The organism is Plantactinospora sp. CNZ320 (assembly GCF_002846275.1).
The window spans coordinates 2579350-2602342 of sequence record NZ_PJMP01000001.1 but is presented as its reverse complement, the minus strand read 5'-3'; the positions used below and the strand labels follow the sequence as shown (position 1 = coordinate 2602342).

Here is a 22993-nt window from a genome sequence, read left to right as displayed (position 1 = left end):
GGCCCGCCACTCGTTCTGCGGGACGACCCCGCCACCGGCCGGTACGGGCTAGCCGAGCGCGGGCGAGCCGGCGCGTACCCGATCGGCGGTGACCGTCGGCGGCGCGGCGGCCGTGCTGGCCCGGACGGTGAGCCGGGGCGGCAGCAGGGTGCCGTCCGGGACCGGCTCCTCCTCCAGCTTGCGCATCAGCAGCGAGACCGCCTGTCGGCCGACCTCCTCGGCCGGGATCAGCACCGAGGTGAGCGCCGGGCTGGCCCGCTCGGCGACCTCGTCCGGGCAGATCGCCACCACCGAGATGTCCTCCGGCACCCGCCGGCCCAGCGACGGCAGTGCGGCCAGCACCTGGCCTACCGCCGCCTCGTTGTGCACCACCAGGGCGGACAGTTCCGGCCGGCGCTCCAGCAACCCGGCCAGCGCCTGGGCGACCGCGTCGAAGTTCTCCTCGCAGGGCTGGGCGATCGCCGCGATCCCGTGCCGCTGTGCCGTCTCGGCGAAGCCGGCCCGGGTGCGGTGGGCGAAACCGGTGTCCCGGTCGTAGACCACCGCCGGGGCGCCGAGCAGCGCGATCGTGCGGTGCCCCAGCCCGGCCAGGTGCTCGACGCAGACCTCGCCGGCCCGGTAGAAGTCCAGGTCCACACAGGTGAGCCCGGACGCGTCGGCCGGAAAGCCGATCAGCACGCTGGGCCGTTCCAGGTCGCGCAGCAGCGGCACCCGGGGGTCGTGCATCTCCACGTCCATCAGCACGATGCCGTCGACCATCGCGCTGGCCGCGATCCGGCGCAGCCCGGCCGGTCCCTCGTCGGCGGTCATCAGTAGCACGTCGTGGTCGAACTGCCGGGCCGTGGTCACCACGGCGGTGGCGAACTGCATGAGTACCGGCAGGTGCATGCCGGAGCGCAGCGGGAGTACCAGGGCGATCACGTTGGCCCGCCTGCTGGCCAGCGCCCGGGCCCCGGCGTTCGGGTGGTAGCCGAGGCCGCGCACGCTGGCGAGTACCCGTTCCCGGGTCGACGCCGAGATGGCGCGCTTGCCGCTGAGCACGTACGACACGGTGCTGACCGCGACTCCGGCGTGCCGGGCCACGTCGGCGATGGTCACCATGTCGGCCCGCTTGACGGGACCCTCGGTGAACTGCGAGGGCGGCGGCGGGTGCGGGCTGGTGGGGGGCGGGGTGGTGGGGGGCGACGACTCGGACACTAGGCGCCTCCACTTCCCGTCCCGGCAGCATCTGGGTCCGGGGCGTCCGTGCCGGCCACGAAGGTCAGCCAGCTCACCGTAGCGCCGGGGGAGTCGAAGAGCAGGTACAGATCCCGTACCCCGGTCGCACCGCCGTGCCAGCGTCCGGTCACCTCGCCGTTCGGCGTCGCGCCGCCACCCGGCTCCGGGCTCGGCGCGGAGGTGGCCGGGACGGCGACCGTGCCGGCGACCGGGCCCCGGACCGGATCGTCGAGCCGGAGCACCAGCTCGGCCCCGTCCGGCAGCGGCCGCCCGGCACCCACCCGGGCGGCGACGCCGCGTACCCCGGCACCGAAGTCGACGCGGGAGAACCGGATCCAGCCGCCGGCCTCCCGGGCGACCACCGCGGCACCGTCCGGGCCGTCCGGCAGCGGCTCGGTACCGGCGTACTCGTCGTGGTCGACAGCGCACAGTGGACCGGCCAGCGCCTCGCGGGGGCGCACCGGTTCGCCGCGTACCGCCAGGGTGGCGGTCAGCGCCACATCGGCACTGGACCGGCCGACCGCGACGGTGTGCCGGGCGTCCTCCACCACGTACCGGCCCCTGGTCACGTCCCAGTGCGCCAACTCGCTGGCGCGCAGCCGGAGCCGTACCGTGGTCCCCTCGCCGGGGGCCAGGCTCACCCGGGCGAAGCCGCGGAGCTGGCGCAGCGGCTGCTTCACCCGGGAACGCCGCTGCCGGGTATAGAGCTGGACCACCTCGTCGCCCGGCCGCGAACCGACGTTTGTGACCCGCACGCTGACCTCGATCTCCCCGGCCGCGTCCACCTCGTCCGCGCTCAGCCGCAGGTCAGAGTAGGCGAATTCGGCGTAGCTGAGCCCGTGGCCGAACGGGTAGAGCGGGGTGCCCCGATGGTAGAGGTACGTCGTGTCGGTCGCTATCACGTCGTAGTCGAACAGGTCGGGCAGCTCGGCGGCGTCGTGGTACCAGGTCTGGGTCAACCGGCCACCCGGGTCGGCGTCCCCGGCGAGTACGGCCGCCAGCGCGGTGCCGTACTCCTGACCGCCGTGCGCCGACCAGACGATCGCCGGGAGGTGCTCGTCGGCCCAGTTCACCGCGTACGGGTAGCTGCTGCTGAGCACCAGCACGGTACGCGGGTTGGCCGCGTACACCGCCCGGAGCAGCGCCTCCTGCGCGCCCGGCAGCGCCAGGTCGGCCCGGTCCTCGGTCTCCCGGCCGCAGACCATCGGGTGGTTGCCGAGCACCACGACGGCGACGTCGGCCTCCCCGGCCAGCGCCGCCGCCTCGGCGGCACCGTCGGAGACGAGCACGACTGTGAAGCCGGTGGCGTCGGCGGGGGAGGCCGCGTCGGCCCGGAGCACGCCGTCGGGACCGATCCGGACGTACCGCCCGCTGGCCAGGTGGTGCAGTGCCCGGTCGCCGGTGGCCCGCTCGACCAGCCGGAACGTCTCCCGGACCACCCAGCCGCCCGGGCCGGGCCGGTCGTTGGCCAGCAGGCCCTGCTCGTCGGCGCCGACGTGCCGGCCGTTTGCCACACTGCGCAGCGCGACGACGTCCTGGCCCCAGTCGAAGACCTCGAACCAGCCGTCCTGCGGCACCGACCCGGCGGCGGTGTCCCCTTCCGCCGTGCTGCCTGCGGGCGGGGCGGCGGCGAGGCGCAGCGGGGCGCCCTCCGGGTCACCGGCGGCCCGGACGTAGCCGTCGGCGGTACGCAGCCCGATCCGGTCGGCACCACAGTGGTGCAGGGTCCGCGCCGGGGCGAACCGGGCGGCCAGGCCGTCCCGCGCGGTGATCGCGTACGGCAGGGTGCCGCTGTACCAGTCCTCGTAGAGGGTGTCGGCCAGCGGCCCGAGTACGGCCAGCCGGCCGATCCGGCTCGGCTGAAGCGGCAGCAGCGCCCCGGTGCCGGGCCGGGAGACGTTGCGGAGCAGCACCAGCGACTGTCGGGCGGCCTCCCGGGCCAGCTCCTGGTGCGCCGGGCAGTTGATCACGTCTGCCGTGATCGCCGTGTAGGGGTTCCGCTCCGGCGGGTCGAGGTCGCCGAGCCGGAACCGGACGGTGAGGATCCGGCGTACCGCGGTGTCCAGGTCGGACTCGTCGAGCAGGCCGCGCCGCAGCGCCTCGGTGATCCGTTCGACGGTCGGCCCCGGGTCCTCGCTGTCCTCGGTGAAGCTGTCGATGCCGGCCCGAAGCGCGGCGGCGTACCCGCTGGGGTGGTCGGGGTGGTAGCCCTGGGCGCCGGCGATGTTGGAGACGGCACCGGCGTCGCTGACCACCAGGATCTCGTCGCTGGTCCAGCGGCGCAGCTCGGTGCCGATCAACGGGCTCAGATGTGCCGGCCGGCCGTTGACCAGGTTGTAGGAGGCCATCACGGCCACCGCCGCCCCGGTGGCGATCGGGGCCCGGAAGGCGGGCAGTTCGTATTCGTAGAGCACCCGGGGCGGCAGGTTGCTCGACGTGGTGCACCTGTCGGTCTCGTTGTTGTAGCCGAGGAAGTGCTTCAGCGTCGGGGCGGTCTTCAGGTAGTCGGGGTGGTCGCCGCGCAGCCCCCGGGCGTACGCGGTGCCGAGCCAACTGGTCAACCAGGGGTCCTCGGCGTAGCCCTCCTCGTTGCGGCCCCACCGGGGGTCGCGCAGCGGGTTGACCACCGGCGCCCAGACGTTCAGCCCGACCCGGGTCGGGTCCTTCTGGTGCAGGCCCCGCACCTCGTCGCCGACCGCCGCGCCGACGGCCCGGATCAGTTCGGGGTTCCAGGTGCTGCCGAGCCCGAGCGCCTGCGGGAAGACGGTGGCCGGGCCGAGCCAGGCCAGCCCGTGCAACGCCTCGGTGCCGGTGCGGAACGCCGGCAGCCCGAGCCGGGGAATCGGGGCCTGGTGCTGGTGCAGCAGCGCGATCTTCTCCGCCCGGCTGAGCCGGCCGAGCAGGTCGGCGACGCGTACGTCGAGCGGCTGGTCAGGGTCGCGGAACGTCGGGTCGGTCATGGTCGATCACCTTCCATGATCTTCGACTAGCGCTGCGGCGGTGGTGGGGACCGGGGTGGTGGCGACAGTCGAAGCGCTTCGAATCCGGCGGGGGACGGGATGGAGCGGCGGGTGCCCGGCCGTCGGCCCGGGAAGCTCGAAGCGCTTCGACGGCCAGGGAAATACTCCACCGTGGATAGCGGTTTCCCGCTGGTCACGAGGGAGCAGTTCGAGGCTTCCACCAGCCGCCGTACCGGTCAAGGGGTTGGGTCGAACGGATTGGTGGGTATCGGTTTCCATCGCGTCCCGTGGCGGGCGTCGGCACCGGGATCCGCAGTGGACGGAGCTTTCCGTACCTGTGGATGGGTCTGCCCGTGGGTGGTCAGCGCTGCGCGGCCGGTTGCCGTGCCGGGGCGGTGGGGTGTGGTTCCGGCTCGGTGGACGGCTGGCCGGCGGCGGTGGCCGCCTCGGTGCTGGTGGCCGGCTCGGGGTCGCCGGGCGCCGTGCTGGACCGGGTGGGGGTCTTCCGGGAGACCCGGGTGGACCGGCCCGGCTCCCGGGCGGCGCCCCGCTCCGGGTCGCGCAGCGGCAGCCGGCCGGCGTCGACGCTCTCCAGAGTCCGGGCCGCCCCACCGGACGCCGCCGCGCCGGTGCCCAGGGCCGAGGCGAGCAGCCGGGCCCCGCCGGCCTCCGGAGCCAGCGTCTGCGCGTGCAGTTCGGCCTCGGCGGCCGGCAGCAGCCACGGCGCCAGCGTCGCGAAGTAGCCGCCGAGCAGGACTACCTCGGGGTTGACCAGGTTCGCCAGCAACGCGACGCCCCGGCCCAGGTGCCGGCCGGTCTCGGCGAGCGCGTCCAGGGTGCGGCGGTCACCCCGGCGGGCCTTGGTGCGGATCCGCTCGACCTCCGGGGCGAAGTCGGTGACCGGGCCGTCCTCGGCCGCGTCCGGCAGCGCCCGGCGGATCAGCGCCGGGATGCCGGCCACCACCTCCAGACAGCCGCGCCGGCCACACGGGCAGAGCGGCCCGTCCGGTTCGACCGATACGTGCCCCAGCTCACCGGCGAAGCCGCGTCCGCCGCGCAGCAGCCGGCCGTCGGCGACGACCCCCGCACCGAGCCCCGCGCCGCCGGTCAGGTGCACCAGGTTGGCGGTGCCGGCCTGCGGGCCGTGCCGGTATTCGGCGAGGGCGGCGAGGTTGGCGTCGTTGTCCACCACCACCTCGTAGCCGGGATCGCGCAGCGCGCGGCGCAGGTCGGCGCCGAGCGGGAGGTCGCGCCAGCCGAGCGTGGTGGCGAGCCGGACGGTGCCGGCGGCGTCCACCAGACCGGGGACCGCGACGGTGAGACCGAGCACCTCGCGCCCCTGGCCGGTGACCCGGTTGACGGCCCGGCCGGCGAGCGCCGCGATGGCGCTCACCGCCCGGCCGGGGGAGGCGGAGGAGCCGTCGAAGGCCCGCCGCCAGGAGAGCAGTTCGGTGCCGGCGAGGTCGACGGCTACCACCGTCAGCTCGTCGATGCTCACCTCGATGCCGATCGCCGCGTACGGCGCGCCGTCGACCACGAGCATCGTCGCGGGGCGGCCGATCCGGTTCTCGGCCAGGCCGGTCTCCCGGACCAGGCGCCGGTCGAGCAGCTCGGCGACCAGGCTGGAGACGGTCGCCTTGTTCAACCCGGTCGAGGCGGCGATGTCGGCTCGGGAGCACGGCGCGTGCGTCCGGACGAAGCGCAGGACGACGGCGAGATTCGTGGCCCGTACGTCGGCGAGATCGGCCGGCTGTGGCCCGGTCTGCGTCGTGAACAAGATCAGCCCCGCTCCCCGCGTCTTCGGTCTCCGGGCCCGGTGTCGCGCCGGGTGGGCGACGGTGCGCCAATCATGCCGCACCGCCACGCGACGGGCCACGCTCGCCCGCCGCGCCATGATTCCGGTGTCTTGTGGCACCGGTCACCGTCGATTACGTTTGTTTAGTCAACCGACGAACTAACTCTACCCCATATCCACCCAGCAACCGAACGGGTTACCCTGCCGCGTCCCAGGCGGGTCGGCGACCCGGTCGGCGATATCGAAGGGAGCGCCCCCGTGCGACCATCCGGCCCGGGCAGCGCCACCAACCGTAGAAACTTCCTGAGCCTGGTGGGCCTCGGTGCCGCGGCGACCGTCGGCAGCGGGCTGCTCGCCGGCTGCGGCGGCGAGGTGGCCTCCACCAGCGACGCCCAGGACCTGGACAAGCTCGCCGGACTGCTGCCGAACCAGAAGGACCTGCCGCCCGGCATCCCCAAGCCGACCATCGTCGGCACCCGCCCGGTGCCGGACGGCTACACCGAGTTCCCGAGCACCCTTGTCGACGCCATCACCGACAAGCCCGGCAGCAGCGGCCAGCGGATCAACGCGATGACCCCGGCCTGGGGACCGGCTCCGCCCGGACTCGGCCAGAGCCAGTACCTCGCGGCGGTGAACGCGGAACTGGGCGTGGAGGTCAACTTCAGCGTCCAGGACGGGAACACGTACGCCGACAAGCTCAACGCCATGCTCGGCGCCCGCGACGTACCGGACCTGCTCTGCGTACCGGAGTGGGAGGTCTCCAAACTGCCGCGGTTCGCCGACGCCACCACCGCGCTCTTCGAGGATCTCACCGACCATCTCAAGGGTGCCGGGATCGACCCGTACCCGATGCTGGCCACCTTCCCCGCCGGTGCCTGGCGCAACGCGTTCTGGAACGAGCGGTTGATGGCGGTGCCCTGCCCCAAGGACGGGCCGTTCCCGTGGGCGCTCTTCTGCCGCAAGGACCTGCTCGACGCCGCCGGCCTCGGCTATCCGAAGACGATCGAGGAACTCTTCGAGGTCGGCAAGAAGGTGACCGACCCCGGCAAGGGGGTCTGGGCGTTCGACGACATCTTCGCGATGGTGCAGATGTTCCACAAGGTGCCCGGCACCGACGACGGCTGGCGGCTGAAGTCGGACGGCACTCCGGAGTTCAAGTACGAGACGCCGGAATACCGGCAGGCCGTCGAGTTCATGGCCAAGGTCTACCAGGCCGGCCTGGTCCACCCCGACCTGGTGGCCAGCAGGGGCGCCGACGCCAAGCAGCTTCTCGCGGGCGGCAAGATCCTCTTCAAGCAGGACGGTCCGGGTGCCTGGCAGGCGATGCAGGCCGAGCAGCAGCGGATCACCCCCGGCTTCAACATCCAGCCGGTGCCGATCTTCTCCGCCACCGGCGGCGACCCGCTGGTCTGGGGCGACGACAACCCGATCTCGTACACCTTCATCAAGAAGGGGCTGGGCAAGGCCCGGGTGGAGGAGCTGCTGCGGGTGATCAACTGGTGCTCGGCACCGTTCGGCACCAAGGAGTTCGACCTGCGCGAGTACGGGGTGGAGGGCAAGCACCACAACCGGACCGCGACCGGCCCGGTCAAGACCGACCTCGGCTTCAAGGAGATCGTCAACCAGTACTTCTTCATCAGCGGGCGCAGCCCGGTGGTGCAGCCGTACCCGCAGACCCCGAACTACGTCCGGGACATGCTCACCTACTCCAACGAGATGGTGAAGTACCTGGAGAAGGACCCCTGGGCGGGACTGAAGCTGGAGATGCCGGCCCGGTACAAGGCGAGCCTCGTCCCGACCGACGACAAGGTGACCGACCTGCTGCGCGGCCGCCGGCCGATCAGCGACCTCGACGCGATCATCACCGAGTGGCGCAACGGCGGTGGTGACGAGGCCCGGGAGTTCCGCGCCAAGGCGTTGGCCGACGCCGGGCGATGAGTACCCGCGAAACGGCCCGGGCGGGCGGCCCCGGCGAGGACCGGAGCCGCCCGCCCGGGCTCGCCGCTCCCACCGCAGCCCCGTCCCGCCCCGCCGAGAGGCCGGCCACCCCGCCGGGGCAGGCCCGGAACGGCCGGGCACCGGCCCGGCCCGGCCCTCCGGCGACCCGGACCGGGCGCGAGCCGGTGCGGCCCGGGCGGGCGCGGCGGCGCGAGCGGGCGCCGCTGCGGGCCCGGCTGCGCCGGGACTGGCCGCTGCTGGTGATGGTGGCCCCGGCGGCCCTGCTGCTGCTGGTCTTCCACTACCTGCCGACGCTGGGCAACGTCGTCGCGTTCCAGGACTACAACCCGTACGCCGGGGACACCCCGCTGGCGGCCTTCCTGCACAGCCCGTGGATCGGTACCGCGAACTTCGAGGCGCTCTTCGGCGACCCGGCGTTCTGGGACGCGCTGCGCAACACCCTGGCGATCACCGCGTTCCAACTCGTCTTCTACTTCCCGCTGCCGATCGTGCTGGCGATCATGCTGCACAACATCCTCTCGCCGAGGCTGCGGGGCTTCGTGCAGACAGTCGTCTACCTGCCGCACTTCTTCAGCTGGGTACTTGTGATCACGTTCTTCGTGCAGATGTTCGGCGGGGCGGGGTTGCTCGCCCAGGAGATGCGCGACGTCGGGCTCGAACCGTGGAACATCATGTCCAACCCGGACACCTTCATCGTGCTGGTCACCGCCGAGACGGTGTGGAAGGACGTCGGCTGGGGCACGATCGTCTTCCTCGCCGCGCTCTCCACCATCGACCCGCACCTCTACGAGGCGTCCGCGGTCGACGGGGCGGGTCGGTGGCGGCGGCTCTGGCACGTGACGCTGCCCGGGTTGCGGCCGGTGATCGTACTGCTGCTGATCCTGCGGCTCGGTGACGCGCTCTCGGTCGGCTTCGAGCAGTTCATGCTGCAACGTGACGCGGTGGGGCGGCAGGCGGCCGAGGTGCTGGACACCTTCGTCTACTACAACTCCATCGCCACCGGCAATTACGGCTACGGGGCGGCGGCCGGACTGTTCAAGGCGGTGGTCGGGCTGGTGCTGATCCTGGCGGCCAACCGGTTCGCCCACGCCCTCGGCGAGCGGGGAGTGTACTCGCGATCATGACGACTGTGACAGATCCACTGCGGACGGTTCCGCCGCACCGGCGCCGGGGGCGGAACCGGCGGCCGGCCTGGGAGGAGAAGCCGAGCGCCGTCGGCCAGGTCTTCCGGGGCGGCGTACTCACCGGTGTGGTGCTGGCGGTGCTGATCCCGCTCTGGGTGGTGCTGGTGACCAGCCTCTCTTCCCGGGAGACGATAAACGCTGCCGGGGGACTGGTGGTGGTGCCGAGGGAGATCGACTTCTCGGCGTACCAGGCGATCTTCGCCGGTGGGCTGGTCACCCAGGCGCTCTGGATCAGCACCCTGGTCACCCTGGCCGGTACGGCGGTGAGCCTGGTGCTGACCGTGCTCGCCGCGTACGGGTTGTCCCGGCCCGGGTCGGTCGGGCACCGGGGGCTGCTCTTCTACTTCCTGCTGACCTTCCTGATCTATCCCGGCATGGTGCCGAGCTATCTGATCGTCACCGGGCTCGGGCTGAAGGACCAGATCTGGGCGCTGATCCTGCCGACCGCGATAAGCGTCTTCAACCTGGTGGTGCTGCGGGCGTTCTTCCAGAACATCCCGGCGGAGCTGCTGGACAGCGCCCGGATCGACGGTGCCGGCGAGTTCCGGATCCTGGCCCGGATCGTGCTGCCGCTCTCCCGGGCGGTGATCGCGGTGGTGGGACTCTTCTACGCGGTCGGCTACTGGAACGTCTGGTTCAACGCCCTGCTCTACATCGACGACAACTCGAAGTTCCCGATCCAGCGGGTGTTGCAGAGCTTCATCCTGGCCGGCCAGACGCCGAACAACGCCGGTACGCTCGGCGTCTCGATGCCGCCGACGCTGGCGATCAAGATGGCGGTGGTGGTGGTCACGGTCTCACCGATCGTCCTGGTCTATCCCTTCGTGCAGCGGCACTTCGTCAAGGGCGTGATCATCGGCGCTGTGAAGGGCTGAGCCCGCGCCCGGCAGCAGCCGTGGACCGGCAGAGTGGCCGACGGGCAGAGTGTGACTGTTGGTAGATAATCCGTAACGGAACGGATTGGTATGCTTGGGACATGACCGCCATGGCACCGACCCGGACCGTTCCGGACGTCTCTTTCCTGCTGGACCGCACCAGTCACGTGCTGCGTACCCGGATCGCCGCGGCGCTGGCCGAGATCGGGCTGAGCGCCCGGATGCACTGTGTGCTGGTGCACGCCATCGGGCAGGAGCGGACCCAGGCCCAGCTCGCCGAGCTCGGCGACATGGACAAGACCACGATGGTGGTCACGGTCGACGCGCTGGAGGCGGCCGGCCTGGCGACCCGGCGGCCGTCCGGCACGGACCGGCGGGCCAGGATCATCGCGGTCACCGCCGAGGGGGCGCGGGTGGCGGCGGAGAGCCAGGCGATCGTGGACCGGGTGCACGCGGAGGTACTGGCGACGCTCGGCGAGCGGGATCGGGCGGTCTTCCTGCGGGTGATGGAAGGGCTGGTCACCGGGCACCTGGCCGAGCCGGTCGAGACACCCGGGCCGGTACGCCGTGCCCGGCAACGCGAAAGCTAGGTCGCAGACAGATAGTCCGCAACGAAACTATCTGCTACGGTCCCTCCTGTCGGTTCCACCTGACAGGAGGACAGCGTGTCCGAAACTTCCGCACCCGCCATTCCCACGACCGCCCCGACCACCGCCGAGCCGCCGGAGCCCGGCGGATCCGCCTACCGTCGCCGGTGGCTGGCCCTCGGGGTGATCGCGTCGGGGACGCTGATGACCATCCTCGACGGCAGCATCGTGACCGTGGCGATGCCGGCCATCCAGCGGGACCTCGGGTTCTCCGCCGCCGGCCTGAGCTGGGTGGTGAACGCCTACCTGCTCGCCTTCGGCAGCCTGCTGCTGCTCGCCGGCCGGCTCGGTGACCTCTTCGGCCGCAAGCGGATGTTCCTGGCCGGCACGGCCCTGTTCGCCGCCGCGTCGGTGCTGGCCGGGCTGGCCGGCTCCCCGGGGATGCTGATCCTCGCCCGGTTCGGCCAGGGTGTCGGCAGCGCCGCGGCGACCGCAGTCGCGCTGGGTATCCTGGTGACGCTCTTCGTCGACCCCCGGGAACGGGCCCGGGCCATCGGGGTCTTCGCCTTCACCGGCGCGGCCGGCGCCTCGCTCGGTCAGGTACTCGGCGGCGTCCTCACCGACCTGCTCAGTTGGCACTGGATCTTCTTCATCAACCTGCCGATCGGGCTGGCCGCGCTGGCGATCGCCCGGCCGGTGCTGCCGGCGGACCGGGGACTCGGCCGGGCGGCCGGCGCCGACGTCCTCGGCGCGCTGCTGGTCACCGCCGGCCTGGGGCTGGGCCTGCACACGGTGGTCAGCGTGGAGTCGAGGGGCTGGACCTCACCGGCCACCCTGGGCTTCGGCGGACTCGCCGTACTGCTGCTGGTCGCCTTCGTCGTCCGGCAGGCCACCGCGAGCCGCCCGCTGATGCCGCTGCGGATCCTCCGGTCCCGCAACGTCGCCGGGGCCAACCTGGTGCAGGTGCTGATGATCGCGGCCTGCTTCACGTTCCAGGTGCTGGTCGCGCTCTACCTCCAGCAGGTGCTCGGCTACGGTGCCGCCGGGACGGGGCTGGCGATGCTGCCGGCCGCCGTCATCATCGGCGCGGTCTCGCTCGGCGTCTCGGCCCGGCTCAACACCCGGTTCGGCGAGCGGAACGTCCTGCTGGTCGGGCTGGTGCTGCTGACCGGGGTGCTCGGGCTGCTGGCCCGAGTTCCGGTCCGGGCCGACTATCTCACCGACCTGCTGCCGGTGATGCTGTTGACCGCCGGCTTCGGGCTCGCCCTGCCGGCGCTGACCAGCCTCGGCATGTCCGGCGCCCGCTCCGACGACGCCGGGCTCGCCTCCGGCCTGTTCAACACCACCCAGCAGCTCGGCATGGCGGTAGGTGTCGCGGTGCTCGCCACGCTTGCCGCCGGGCGTACCGAGGCGCTGCTGGCGGCCGGTGCGAGCCAGCCGGCCGCGCTCACCGGTGGGTTCCGGCTGGCCTTCGCGGTCGCCGCCGGGCTGGTGGTGGCCGCGTTCGCCGTGGCGTTCACGGTGCTGCGCCAACCCGCCCGGCACTGACCCCTCCGGCGGTCGCCTGAGGCACTGACCGGGCTGGTCGCCTGAGGCACTGACCGGGGGCGGTCGCCCGAGTCACTGACCGGGGCGGTCAAGGGAAGCCTGACCCGACGGCGGTCACCTGAAGGGGGACGGGGCGCCCCCCACCTGGGCACCCCGCCCCGACCTTCAACCCCGCACGGTGGGCAGTCCGTCCAGCGGCACCGCGCTCGTCGCGGTACCGCCCAGCAGCAGCCGCCCGGGCAGCCGGGCACCCTCGACCGGGGCGAGGGCGATGCCACCGACCCGCAGTGGCCCGTCGGCCTCCACCCGGAACTCGTCGCCGGAGCGGGTGGCCCGGATCGTGGTGTCGCCGTCGACGTCGTGCACCACGGTGCTGCCGTCGGTGGCGCCGAAGCTCAACACCGTGACCTCGGAGAATGCTCCGGCACCGATCCGGTCGGCCGGCGGCAGCACCGGGATCAGCGCGCCGTACCGGACGAAGAGCGGGATCTGGTCCAGCGGGCGGTGCACCCGCAGGTGCCGGCCACCGGCGTGCAGCTGACCGGTCCAGAAGTCGATCCAGTCGCCGGCCGGCAGATAGAGGTGCCGCCGGTTCTCCGGACTGGTCATCGGCGCCACCAGCAGGTCCGGGCCGAGCCGGTATTCCAGCTCGGCCGTCCAGGCGGCCGGATCGTCGGGGGAGTCGACGAGCAGGGCCCGCATCATCGGCGCACCTGTCCGGGCCGAGGCCACCGCCGCCGAGTAGAGGTACGGCATCAACCGGTAGCGCAGCCGTAGCGCCTCCACCGCCAGCCGTTCCGCCTCGGCCGGGAAGTCCCAGGGCAGCCGGCTGGTGGTGCCGTGGAACCGGACCAGTGGGGAGAACGCCCCGAACTGCGCCCAGCGGACGTAGAGATCCGGCGTCGGCGTACCGTGGAATCCGCCGCTGTCGTGGCTCCAGAACGGTACTCCGGAGAGGCCGTGGCTCAGCCCGCCGCGCAGCGTACTGGCCAGTGCCGGGTACGTCGCGTTCACGTCGCCGCTCCACTGTGCCGAGTGCCGCTGCCCGCCGAGGTACGACGACCGGGCCCACACCGTGCCGTGCCCGGCCACCTCCCGGGTCACCTTCACCACCACGTCGTTGAAGAGCAGCGAGTAGACGTTGTGCAGCTCGACCCCGGTCATCCCGTTGTGCGCCACCGCGTCCGCCGGAACCCCCTCGGCGAAGTCGGTCTTGAAGACGCTGGCGCCCTGCTCCAGCAGCGGCCGGAGCAGCCCGGTGAACCAGTCGACCGCGGCCGGGTTGGTGAAGTCGACGATCCCGCCGGCCGGGTGGCTGCCGTGCCAGGTGTCGGCGACGTAGACCGAGCCGTCGGTCCGGCGCAGGAAGTAGCCGGCCTCGGCGGCCTCGGCGTAGAGCGGGCTGCCGGTCATCACGTACGGGTTCATCCAGAGGCTGACCCGGAAGCCCTGCCCGGCCAGCTCGGCCAGCATGCCGGCCGGGTCGGGGAACTGCTCGGCGTCCCAGCGCAGGTCCGACCAGGCCCCGGCGACCTGCCAGTAGCAGTCCAGGTGCAGCACGTCGCAGGGGATGCCGCGCTCGCGGATCCGCCGCGCCCGCTCCAGCACCCGCTGCTGGCTGTCCCGGAAGAAGCCCGACGAGATCCAGGCGCCGAACGCCCACTTCGGCGGCAGCGCCGGCCGGCTGGTCAACCGGTCGTAGCGGTCCAGGATCTGCGTGGGGCCGGGGCCGGCGATCACGTAGTAGTCGATCAGGTCGTCGGGCACCAGGATCTGCACGCAACTGTGCGTGGACTGGCAGATGTCGAACTCGACGGGCATGCCGCTGTCGACCAGCACCCCGTAGCCCCGGTTGGAGAGGTAGAGCGGGATGTTCTTGTGCGAGCGGTCCGACTCGCTGCCGAAGGCGTCGAAGTTCCACATCAGGGCACGCTGGCCGCGCTTGTCCAGCGGGGTGAACTTCTCGCCGAGCCCGACGAACCGCTCGTCGCCGGGGGCCACGAAACTCTCGTGGTAGGCGGCGACCGCACCGTCGACAAGCGACCGGCCGAACGGCAGGGTACGCAGCCGGCCGCTGATGTCCTGCTCGCCCCGGCTCTGGTCGACGAGTACCGCGCCGGTCGGGTCGACGAAGCGCAGGTGCCACGGGTCGAGGCTCAACTCGGCAACCACCGCACCGGCGTCGACCCGGACCCGGTCGCCGTCGACGCGTACCTCGGCGCGGTGCGGCTGGGGGTGCACCAGGGGCAGCGCCCGGCTGGCCCGGCCACGGGCGAGCGGGTCCTCGCTGAGGCGTACCCGGATGACGCCCTCGGCGGCGGCGGTGATCCGGACCGCGAGCGAGCCGCCGTCCGAGGTGGCCGCCTTGAGGGTCACGCCCTCGGCGTCCGTGCTCAGCACCTCGGCCCGGTGCAGCGCGGAGAGCCCGTGCTCGCCCGGTGCCCGGACCGGCAGGTCGGGTGGGTCGGCGACGAACGTCTCGTGCGGCACCAGGGGCGGGCGGTACGGCATACGGTCTCCTCGGCTCCCGGGACGCGAATCCCGCGCACCTCCGACGGTGCCGGACGGCGCATGGACTCCCTTTAGTTTCTTTGGTAACCCAACAAACTGTCAACGGCGCGACCGCAGTCGATGCATCCGGCCCGCCCGCCGGGGTGGACGGGTTAGGCCGTTGACAGGGGGGCGCCGCCCGCCTACTTTGGCGGGAGCCCAAACAAAGGTCAACGGCGACGGTTGCGGGTGTGCCGGGAGAGGCGGGGCGGGTGCGCTGGCCGAAGGGTCTGACCGGGCTCTGCTACGGCGGTGACTACAACCCGGAGCAGTGGCCGGCGGAGGTCTGGCCCACCGACGTCGAGCTGATGCGGCGGGCCCGGGTCAATCTGGTCACCGTCGGGGTCTTCGCCTGGTCCCGGCTCGAACCACAGCCCGGCCGGTACGACTTCGACTGGCTGGACCGGGTGCTCGACCTGCTGCACGACGGCGGCATCCGGGTGGCATTGGCCACCCCGACCGCCTCCCCGCCGCCGTGGTTCTCGCTCCGGCACCCGGACGCGCTGCCGGTCACCGCCGACGGGGTACGGCTCAGTCACGGCAGCCGGGACACCTACTGCGCCAGCGCTCCGGCGTACCGGGCGGCGGCCCGGGAGATCGCCGCCGCGCTCGCCGACCGCTACCGGGAGCATCCCGCGCTCGCGCTCTGGCACGTGCACAACGAGTACGGCACCACCTGTCACTGCGAGCACGTGGCCGTCGCGTTCCGGGCCTGGCTGCGAGCCGAATACGGTGACCTCGACCGACTCGACGAGGCATGGACCGGCAGCTTCTGGAGCCAGCACTACTCGGACTGGGAGCAGATCCGTCCGCCCCGGGCCACCCAGTACCTCGGCAACCCGAGCCAGTTGCTCGACTTCCGCCGGTTCGTCTCCGACGAGCTGCTGGCGGCGTACACCGAACAGCGGGACCTGCTCCGGGCCGCCACTCCGGACGTACCGGTGACCACCAACTTCGTCCTCGGTGGCTGGGTACCGGTGGACCACGCCCGGTGGTCCGCCGAGGTGGACCTGGTGGCGATCGACCACTATCCGACCGACGCCGGGCCGGGCGCCGAGGAACAGACCGCGTTCGCCGCCGACCTGGCCCGGTCCTGGGCCCGGCACGGGCAGCGGGCCGGCGCAAGGAAGGGCCCCCTCTTATCGGATTCTGTAGAAGCGGGGGCCCTTCCTAACCGGGCCGGTCGGAGCGCCGTCGACCCGCCGGCGGGCCGGAACCCGCCAGCCGGCCCGGCCTGGCTGCTGATGGAGAGCGCGCCGAACCTGATCCTCACCCCCGGCCGGATGCACGCCAAGGAGCCGGGCCGGATGACCCGGCACAGCCTGGCGCACGTCGCCCGGGGCTCCCGGGGGGCGATGTTCTTCCAGTGGCGGGCCTCCCGGGGCGGCGCCGAGGTGTTCCACTCCGCCCTCGTCCCGCACGCCGGCCCGGACAGCCGGGCGTTCCGCGAGGCGGTCTCGCTCGGCGCGCTGCTCGACCGACTCTCCGAAGTGGACTCCGGGACGGTACGGGCACCGGTGGCGATCGCCTGGGACGCCGCCAGTTGGTGGGCGTTGCAGGCCACCGTGCTGCCCTCGGCGCGGCTCGATTACGCCGACGAGGTCTCGGCGGCGCACCGGGCGCTGTTCCGGGCGGGTTACCCGGGCGACTTCGTCACCGACGGCGACGACCTCTTCGGGTACGCCCTGCTGGTGCTCCCGGCGCTCTACCTGATCTCCGACCGGTACGCCTCGCGGATCCGCGACTATGTGGCGGCCGGCGGTCACCTGCTGGTCAGCTACTTCAGCGGGATCGCCGACGAACACGCCCGGGTCCGGGTCGGCGGCTATCCGGGAGCCCTGCGTGACCTGCTGGGGATCCGGGTGGAGGAGTTCCATCCGCTCGACCCGGACACCCGGGTGCCGCTCTCGGACGGCAGCACCGGCCGGGGATGGGCCGAGACCGTCCGGCTGACCGGCGCGACCCCGGCGGTCGGCTACGCCGGCGGACCGCTCGACGGCCAGCCGGCGCTGACCCGGCACGGGTACGGCGACGGCGTGGCCTGGTACCTCTCGACCCGGCTCGACGACGACCCGTACCGCGACCTGCTGGCCCGGCTGGCCGAGGCGGCCGGTGCGGAACCCACCTGCCCGGTCGCGCCGGCCGGGGTGGAGGCGGTCCGCCGGTCCACCGCCGAGGCGAGCTGGCTGTTCCTGCTCAACCACACCGATGAGGCGCAGACCGTCCCGGTGTCCGGAGTGGACCTGCTCGGCGGCGTACCCGTCGACGCCGTTCGGCTGCCGGCCGGCGGCGTCGCGGTGCTCCGGGAGAACTGCCCGGCGTTCTGGTCGAGCGGGGTCGACGCCCGGTGACCCGCGCCAGGACGACGTCCCGGTGACCCGAGACGGGCCGATGCCCGATGACCCGAGGCGGGCGGTCGGGGCGGCTGTGCCAGGATGAGCCGATGGCATACCCCTGGGCCCCACCGCCGGGCATGGCGCTGGCCGCCTATCCGTACCCGGTCGCGCTGCCGCCGGGCTGGGGCGCGCTTGTCGTCTCGGCCAACCGGGGGCCCTACATCGTGCCCGCGCCGAGCACCAGCAAGCTGAGGATCAACGGCTACGAGGTGTTCGGCATGGCGGAGGGCACCTTCCACATCCCGCTGCCGCCCGGCGAGCACGAGGTCAAGTACACGGACCTGTTCGGTTTTCCGCTCATCACCACGAGGGTCGTGGTGCAGCCGGGCGCCGGACACCAGTTGTCGTTCCGGTTCGGCGGGTTGCGCAACCGGGTCTACGACGGGCATGGCACCGACGTGACGAAGTTCGGCATGTGGTCGAACTACAGCATCGCCCTGGTCACCTTCGGTGTGGTCGGCGTGCTCTGCTGTGGACTGCTGTTCGTCCCGGGGCTGGCCTTCGCGACCTGACCCGTCCGCAGCGACCTGACCCGTCCGCAGCGACCTGACCCGTCCGCAGCGACCTGACCCGTCCGCAGCGACCTGACCCGTCCGCAGCGAGCTGACCAGTCCGCTCGGCCCCGGGAAGGTTGCCGGGACGCTCAGAAGTAGTCCAGCAGTTCCGCCCGGGGACCGGCGCCGAGCAGGTCGAGCGCTCCCGGATCGGTACCGGCGGGGCAGTGCAGCAGGCCGGCCTCGGCCACCGCATAGCCGTCGGCGGCGCCGGTGTAGAGCAGCGCGAAGCCGCGTACCGAGAGCTGGGCGGCCGGCTCGTCGGGGATGCGGTGCAGTTGCGCAGCGCCGCCCTCCACCTCCAGCCGCCAGGTGCCGGTGTTCCACGGTGCGATCTCGTCGGTCAGCGCGAAGTCGACCCGACCGCGTACGTGTGCCGGCCAGCCCCGGTCGCGTACCGCCCGAACCACGTCGACCGGCCGGTGCATCCAGATCCGCTGCTCGTGCTGCCGAGCCTGTTCCAGTGGCAGCTGTACGGCCATCGCGTCGGCACCCAGTGGCCAGAGCCGGACGGTCGGGGTCACGCTCTGCCAGCTGGCCAGTACCCCGACCAGTTCCCGGGCAGCCTCCGGGGTCTCGGCCAGCATCTCCTCGACGGTCAGCACGGCCTGCCGGTCGTAGCCGCGCCCGCGCTGCCAGCTCGCGTACCCGACCAGCCGGCCGTCCTGCTCGACCAGGGTGAGCCCGTCCACCCCGTCCGGCAGCGCTGTCGGGGTCTCGTCCCGCTCGAACACCCCGCCCCGGCGGGTGAGCAGGCCGCAGCGGTGCCGGGCGACCCGCTCGTAGAGGTCGGCGGCGGCGGCGAGATCGGCGGGACCGCCGGGTCGGACCGTCAGCCCGGACGCCGGCCGGTGTCGGGGCAGCGCCACGGTCGGCAGGTCGACGGCGCGCAGCGCACCGGTCACCTCCCAGCCGGCCCGCCGGTACGGCCCGGTCACCGTCGGGTAGAGCGCGCTGATCGCGGCACCCCGCTCCCGGGCGCCCCGGAGCAGGTCGCGCAGCAGCGCCAGCGCGACACCCCGGCCGCGCGCCTCGGGCAGCACCGCGACTCCGGCGACGTCCGCCGCCGGCACCGGGCGGCCGGCCCACCACTGCTCGTGGTGCAGGTCGACAGCCCTGCCGACGAGCCGGCCGTCGGGGTCGAAGGCGCCGTAGCCGGTGGCGCCGGGCTGGGGGTCGCGGGGTGGCGGCGGCGCGGTGGGCGGGGCGCCGCCGAAGGCCAGCCGGCCCAGCTCGTCGGCGGTGGCCAGGTCGCCGGCGTCGAGGGGCCGGATCACGATGGTGGGGTGCACCGGACGAGCCTAGCCACGCGGTCGGGTGGGTCACCATCGGGTTCACCGAGGCCGGTCGGCGCATCCGTCGGCGTCGTCGACCGGATCGCCCGCTCGGCGGCGGGCGGCGCCGAGGACCGTCCTGATCGGCAGTGAGCCGGGCGAGCGCGTGGGTAACTCCGCGAGCGGCACGCGTTCGACCTGAACGGCATGTACCTGGCCGCGTCCAGCTCCCGGGTCGTCGAACTGAAACCTTTAAACTCAGGGCCGTCGATGTTGTGCATCGGAAAGCGGTTGCCCTAGCATTCAAATGCGCAGGAAGCCGTACCCCCGTTGTCGGGTTGCCGTTGAACTGTTCCATTTCGGCCACCCTCCCGCGGTCCGGGTCCGGCCGGCCCCGGGCAGGGCCGGCAGTTCGCCGCCATCCCCGGTCGGGCTGGCGGAACCCCGGTACCGCTCCCCGCCATCAACGGAGTTGATCATGCGTATCTCGCGACATCGCCGCACCCTGCTCGCAACCACCACTGTCGCCGCGCTCGCCGCGACCGGCGCCTTCACGATGGTCGCCTCGGCCGCCGCGGCCGGTTGCCGGGTCGACTACCAGGTGACAAACGAATGGCAGGGCGGCTTCGGCGCCAGTGTCAGCCTCACCAACCTCGGCGACCCGGTCACCGGTTGGAGTCTGACCTGGACGTACGGCGCCGGCCAACAGGTCGTGCAGGCCTGGAACGCCACGGTCAGCCAGAGCGGCAGCCAGGTGACCGCCACCAACGTCAGCTACAACGGCGCGCTCGCCACCAACGCCAGCACCAGCTTCGGGTTCAACGGGTCGTGGACCTCCGCCAACCCGGTACCGACGAGCTTCGCGATGAACGGCACCACCTGCACCGGCACGGTGGCACCGACCACGCCCGGCGGATCACCTACCACTCCGCCGGCCACCACCCCTCCGGCCACCACCCCGCCGGTCACCACCCCGCCGCCGACCGATCCGCCGGCCGGGGCGAAGCAGGTCGAGAACCTCGACCGGGGCCTGGTGAGCGTCCGCTCCGGCAGCGCCAACCTGGTCTCCTGGCGGCTGCTCGGCACGGAGACCTCCGGAGTGTCGTTCAACCTCTACCGGGGCTCGACCCGGGTCAACTCGACCCCGATCACCGGCGCCACCAACTACCTCGACTCCGGCGCCGCGGCCGGTTCGGCGTACACGGTGCGGGCGGTGGTGAACGGGACCGAGCAGGCGGCGTCGGCGCCGGCTCTCCAGTTCGGCAACGGCTATCTCGACGTACGGCTCCAGGTGCCGCCTGGCGGCACGACCCCGTCCGGGGAGGCGTACACCTACGCGGCCAACGACGCCTCCGTCGGTGACCTGGACGGCGACGGCCGGTACGAGATCGTCCTCAAGTGGGACCCGAGCAACGCCAAGGACAACTCGCAGTCCGGCTACACCGGCAACGTCTACGTCGACGCGTACACCCTGACCGGTACCCGGCTGTGGCGGATCGACCTGGGTCGCAACATCCGGGCCGGCGCGCACTACACCCAGTTCCAGGTCTACGACTACGACGGTGACGGTCGCGCCGAGGTGGCGATGAAGACCGCCGACGGCAGCCGCTCCGGCACCGGCCAGGTGATCGGCTCGTCCTCGGCCGACCACCGCAACTCCAGCGGCTACGTGCTGGCCGGGCCGGAGTACCTGACCATGTTCGACGGGCTGACCGGGGCGGTGCGCTCGACCGTGAACTACGAGCCGGCCCGGGGCACCGTCTCGTCCTGGGGCGACAACTACGGCAACCGGGTGGACCGGTTCCTCGCCGGCACGGCGTACCTGGACGGGCAGCGGCCCTCGCTGATCATGGCGCGCGGCTACTACACCCGCAGCGTCGTCGTCGCCTGGGACTTCCGCAACGGCTCGCTGACCCGGCGCTGGACCTTCGACTCCAACTCCGCCGGGTCGCAGTACGCCGGCCAGGGCAACCACTCGCTGACCGTCGGCGACGTGGACGCCGACGGGCGGGACGAGATCCTGTACGGGGCGATGGCGATCAACGACAACGGCTCCCCGCTCTGGAACACCGGGCACGGGCACGGCGACGCGGCCCACCTCGGCGATCTCGACCCGAGCCGGTCCGGGCTGGAGTACTTCAAGGTCAGCGAGGACTCCTCCAAGCCGTCGTCCTGGTTCGCCAACGCGCGTACCGGACAGATCTACTGGTCGACGGCGGCGGCCGGGGACAACGGCCGGGGCGTGGCCGGGGACGTCTACGCCGGTAGCGCCGGGGCGGAGTCCTGGTCGTCGGCGGTCGACGGGCTGCGCAGCCCGAGCGGGTCGAACGTCGGCCGCAAGCCGTCGTCGGCGAACTTCCTGATCTGGTGGGACGGCGACCCGGTCCGGGAACTGCTCGACCAGACCCGGATCGACAAGTACGGCACCAGCTCCGACACCCGGCTGCTCACCGGCAGCGGAGTCGCGTCGAACAACGGCACCAAGGCCACCCCGGCGCTCTCGGCGGACATCCTCGGAGACTGGCGCGAGGAGGTGATCTGGCGGACCAGTGACAACAGCGCACTGCGGATCTACAGCACACCGACCCAGACCAGTACCCGGATCCACACCCTGATGCACGACCCGATGTACCGGGTGGCGATCGCCTGGCAGAACACCGCCTACAACCAGCCGCCGCACCCGAGCTTCTTCATCGGCAACGGCATGTCCACCCCGCCGGCACCGTCGATCTATCTGCGGTAGCGCCTTCGACAGCTTGGCTCGGGGCCGCGTAACGCGAAGCCGCACCGGCCCGCGGGGTCGCTCATCTCCCCGCGGGCCGGTGCGGCACACACCGCGACATCACGCGACCCGTCCCGATCGCGCTTGTCGAACCACCACCGGTAAGAACATTAGGCGCTCTCCGGTGCCTGTCGATGACGGCACGGTGAAGAGTGTGTTTCGCGACATCAGGACGGCGTGACGCCGGTCACGCACCACCGCCGGGAACGGGGCGGTGGAGATCGTTGGGCCCGGTCAGTCCTGGCGGCGGAGCCCGCCGGCCACCTTCTCCGCGATCAGCTCGTAGGAGCGGACCCGATCGGCGATGTCGTAGACCATCGTGGTGAGCATCAACTCGTCGGCCTCGGTCCGGGCCAGCAGGTCGGTGAGCTGTCCACGTACCGTCTCCGGCGAGCCGAAGGCCTGCCCCGCCCGCCGTTCGTGCACGAACTGCCGCTCCGCCTCGGTGTACGGGTACGCCGCCGCCTCCTCCGGGCTGGCCAGCGGGGCCGGCCGGCCGGTACGCAGCCGCAGGAACGACAGCGAGGCCGGGCCGGAGAGCCACTCGGCCCGTTCGTCGTCCTCGGCACAGACGGCGTTCACCGCCACCATCGCGTACGGCCGGTCCAGCCAGCGCGACGGTTGGAAGCTCTGCCGATAGAGCGCCAGCGCCGGCAGGGTGTTCGCCGAGCTGAAGTGGTGCGCGAAGGAGAACGGCAGGCCGAGCAGCCCGGCGAGGCGGGCGCTGAACCCGCTGGAGCCGAGCAACCAGATCGCCGGCCGGTCGCCCAGCCCTGGGGTGGCGGTGATCGGACCGGGTCGCTCCCCGGTGAAGTAGTTGACCAGGTCGTCCAGTTCCTCCGGGAAGTTCTCGGCGGAGAGCCCGGCCATGGTCCGGCGCAGCGCCAGCGCGGTCGGCTGGTCCGTGCCGGGCGCCCGGCCGATGCCCAGGTCGATCCGGCCCGGGTGCAGCGCCTCCAGCGTGCCGAACTGCTCGGCCACCACCAGCGGCGCGTGGTTGGGCAGCATCACCCCGCCGGACCCGACCCGGATGGTCGAGGTGGCCGCCGCCACGTGTGCGATCAACACCGCCGGGGCGGAGCTGGCGATCGCCGGCATGTTGTGGTGTTCGGCCACCCAGAACCGGTGATAGCCGAGTTCCTCGGTGCGCCGGGCGAGTTCGGTGGTGTGCCGCAGGGCCGCGCCGGCTGTGGTGCCGGCGGCGACCGGTGCGAGGTCAAGGACAGACAACGGTACGTCGATCACACGTGCGGCAACCCGCGCCGAGCCCGATTTCTTCCGGGTGGCGGACCCGATCGGCCAATCTCCCGA

At 72.5% G+C, this 22993-nt stretch carries 14 protein-coding genes; 8 read left to right on the top strand and 6 right to left on the bottom strand.

Going from position 1 to position 22993, the window contains the following annotated elements:
* Positions 1 to 48: 48 nt before the first annotated feature.
* From CLT71_RS11345 to CLT71_RS11335, 3 genes are all read right to left on the bottom strand, one after another.
* Entirely contained in the window at positions 49 to 1197 is a 1149-nt protein-coding gene (locus CLT71_RS11345) for a LacI family DNA-binding transcriptional regulator (RefSeq protein WP_486483201.1), read from the bottom strand.
* Positions 1197 to 4178 carry a glycoside hydrolase family 3 protein gene (locus tag CLT71_RS11340; protein ID WP_101367071.1) on the bottom strand — a complete coding sequence of 994 codons (2982 nt, stop codon included), beginning with the start codon at positions 4176 to 4178 and terminating at the stop codon, positions 1197 to 1199. The genes CLT71_RS11345 and CLT71_RS11340 overlap by 1 nt, the downstream gene beginning before the upstream one ends.
* 361 nt (positions 4179 to 4539) lie before the next feature.
* Positions 4540 to 5955 (bottom strand): ROK family protein, encoded by a 1416-nt coding sequence (locus CLT71_RS11335; RefSeq protein WP_486483200.1) that lies wholly within the window; start codon positions 5953 to 5955, stop codon positions 4540 to 4542.
* Positions 5956 to 6285: 330 nt separating this feature from the next.
* Between CLT71_RS11335 and CLT71_RS11330 the strand changes: the two genes are divergently transcribed.
* From CLT71_RS11330 to CLT71_RS11310, 5 genes are all read left to right on the top strand, one after another.
* Entirely contained in the window at positions 6286 to 7911 is a 1626-nt protein-coding gene (locus tag CLT71_RS11330; protein ID WP_486483199.1) for an extracellular solute-binding protein, read from the top strand.
* A complete protein-coding gene (locus CLT71_RS11325) occupies positions 7908 to 9056 on the top strand; it encodes an ABC transporter permease (RefSeq protein ID WP_486483198.1) in 1149 nt (382 codons plus the stop codon). Before CLT71_RS11330 ends, CLT71_RS11325 begins: the two co-directional genes overlap by 4 nt.
* The gene (locus CLT71_RS11320) at positions 9053 to 9991 is read left to right on the top strand and encodes a carbohydrate ABC transporter permease (protein ID WP_101367068.1); all 939 of its coding nucleotides are present in this window, start codon (positions 9053 to 9055) and stop codon (positions 9989 to 9991) included. Before CLT71_RS11325 ends, CLT71_RS11320 begins: the two co-directional genes overlap by 4 nt.
* Positions 9992 to 10092: 101 nt before the next feature.
* A complete protein-coding gene (locus CLT71_RS11315) occupies positions 10093 to 10581 on the top strand; it encodes a MarR family winged helix-turn-helix transcriptional regulator (RefSeq protein ID WP_101367067.1) in 489 nt (162 codons plus the stop codon).
* 75 nt (positions 10582 to 10656) lie between these two features.
* Positions 10657 to 12126, top strand: coding sequence for an efflux MFS transporter permease (locus CLT71_RS11310; protein ID WP_486483197.1), 1470 nt, complete (start codon positions 10657 to 10659; stop codon positions 12124 to 12126).
* Between the two features lie 165 nt (positions 12127 to 12291).
* Here the strand turns inward: CLT71_RS11310 and CLT71_RS11305 are convergent, their stop codons facing one another.
* On the bottom strand, positions 12292 to 14637 hold the full coding sequence (locus CLT71_RS11305) for a TIM-barrel domain-containing protein (protein ID WP_101367066.1): 2346 nt from the start codon (positions 14635 to 14637) through the stop codon (positions 12292 to 12294).
* A gap of 230 nt (positions 14638 to 14867) precedes the next feature.
* On the opposite strand from CLT71_RS11305, the gene CLT71_RS11300 reads away from it, so the two are divergent.
* Together CLT71_RS11300 and CLT71_RS11295 are read left to right on the top strand one after the other, a co-directional pair.
* Positions 14868 to 17027: a beta-galactosidase gene (locus CLT71_RS11300; protein ID WP_486483196.1), complete on the top strand. Its 2160-nt coding sequence runs from the start codon at positions 14868 to 14870 to the stop codon at positions 17025 to 17027.
* 92 nt (positions 17028 to 17119) lie between these two features.
* On the top strand, positions 17120 to 17584 hold the full coding sequence (locus CLT71_RS11295; RefSeq protein WP_101367065.1) for a hypothetical protein: 465 nt from the start codon (positions 17120 to 17122) through the stop codon (positions 17582 to 17584).
* 131 nt (positions 17585 to 17715) lie between these two features.
* Here the strand turns inward: CLT71_RS11295 and CLT71_RS11290 are convergent, their stop codons facing one another.
* Entirely contained in the window at positions 17716 to 18906 is a 1191-nt protein-coding gene (locus tag CLT71_RS11290) for a GNAT family N-acetyltransferase (protein WP_101371345.1), read from the bottom strand.
* A 472-nt stretch (positions 18907 to 19378) separates the two neighbouring features.
* Here CLT71_RS11290 and CLT71_RS11285 point away from each other — a divergent pair, with 472 nt between their 5' ends.
* Positions 19379 to 21643, top strand: a complete 2265-nt coding sequence (locus tag CLT71_RS11285; protein ID WP_101367064.1) for a rhamnogalacturonan lyase family protein — start codon at positions 19379 to 19381, stop codon at positions 21641 to 21643.
* A gap of 273 nt (positions 21644 to 21916) precedes the next feature.
* On the opposite strand, the gene CLT71_RS11280 is transcribed toward CLT71_RS11285, so the two are convergent.
* Positions 21917 to 22927 (bottom strand): LLM class flavin-dependent oxidoreductase, encoded by a 1011-nt coding sequence (locus tag CLT71_RS11280; RefSeq protein WP_101367063.1) that lies wholly within the window; start codon positions 22925 to 22927, stop codon positions 21917 to 21919.
* Positions 22928 to 22993: the final 66 nt, after the last annotated feature.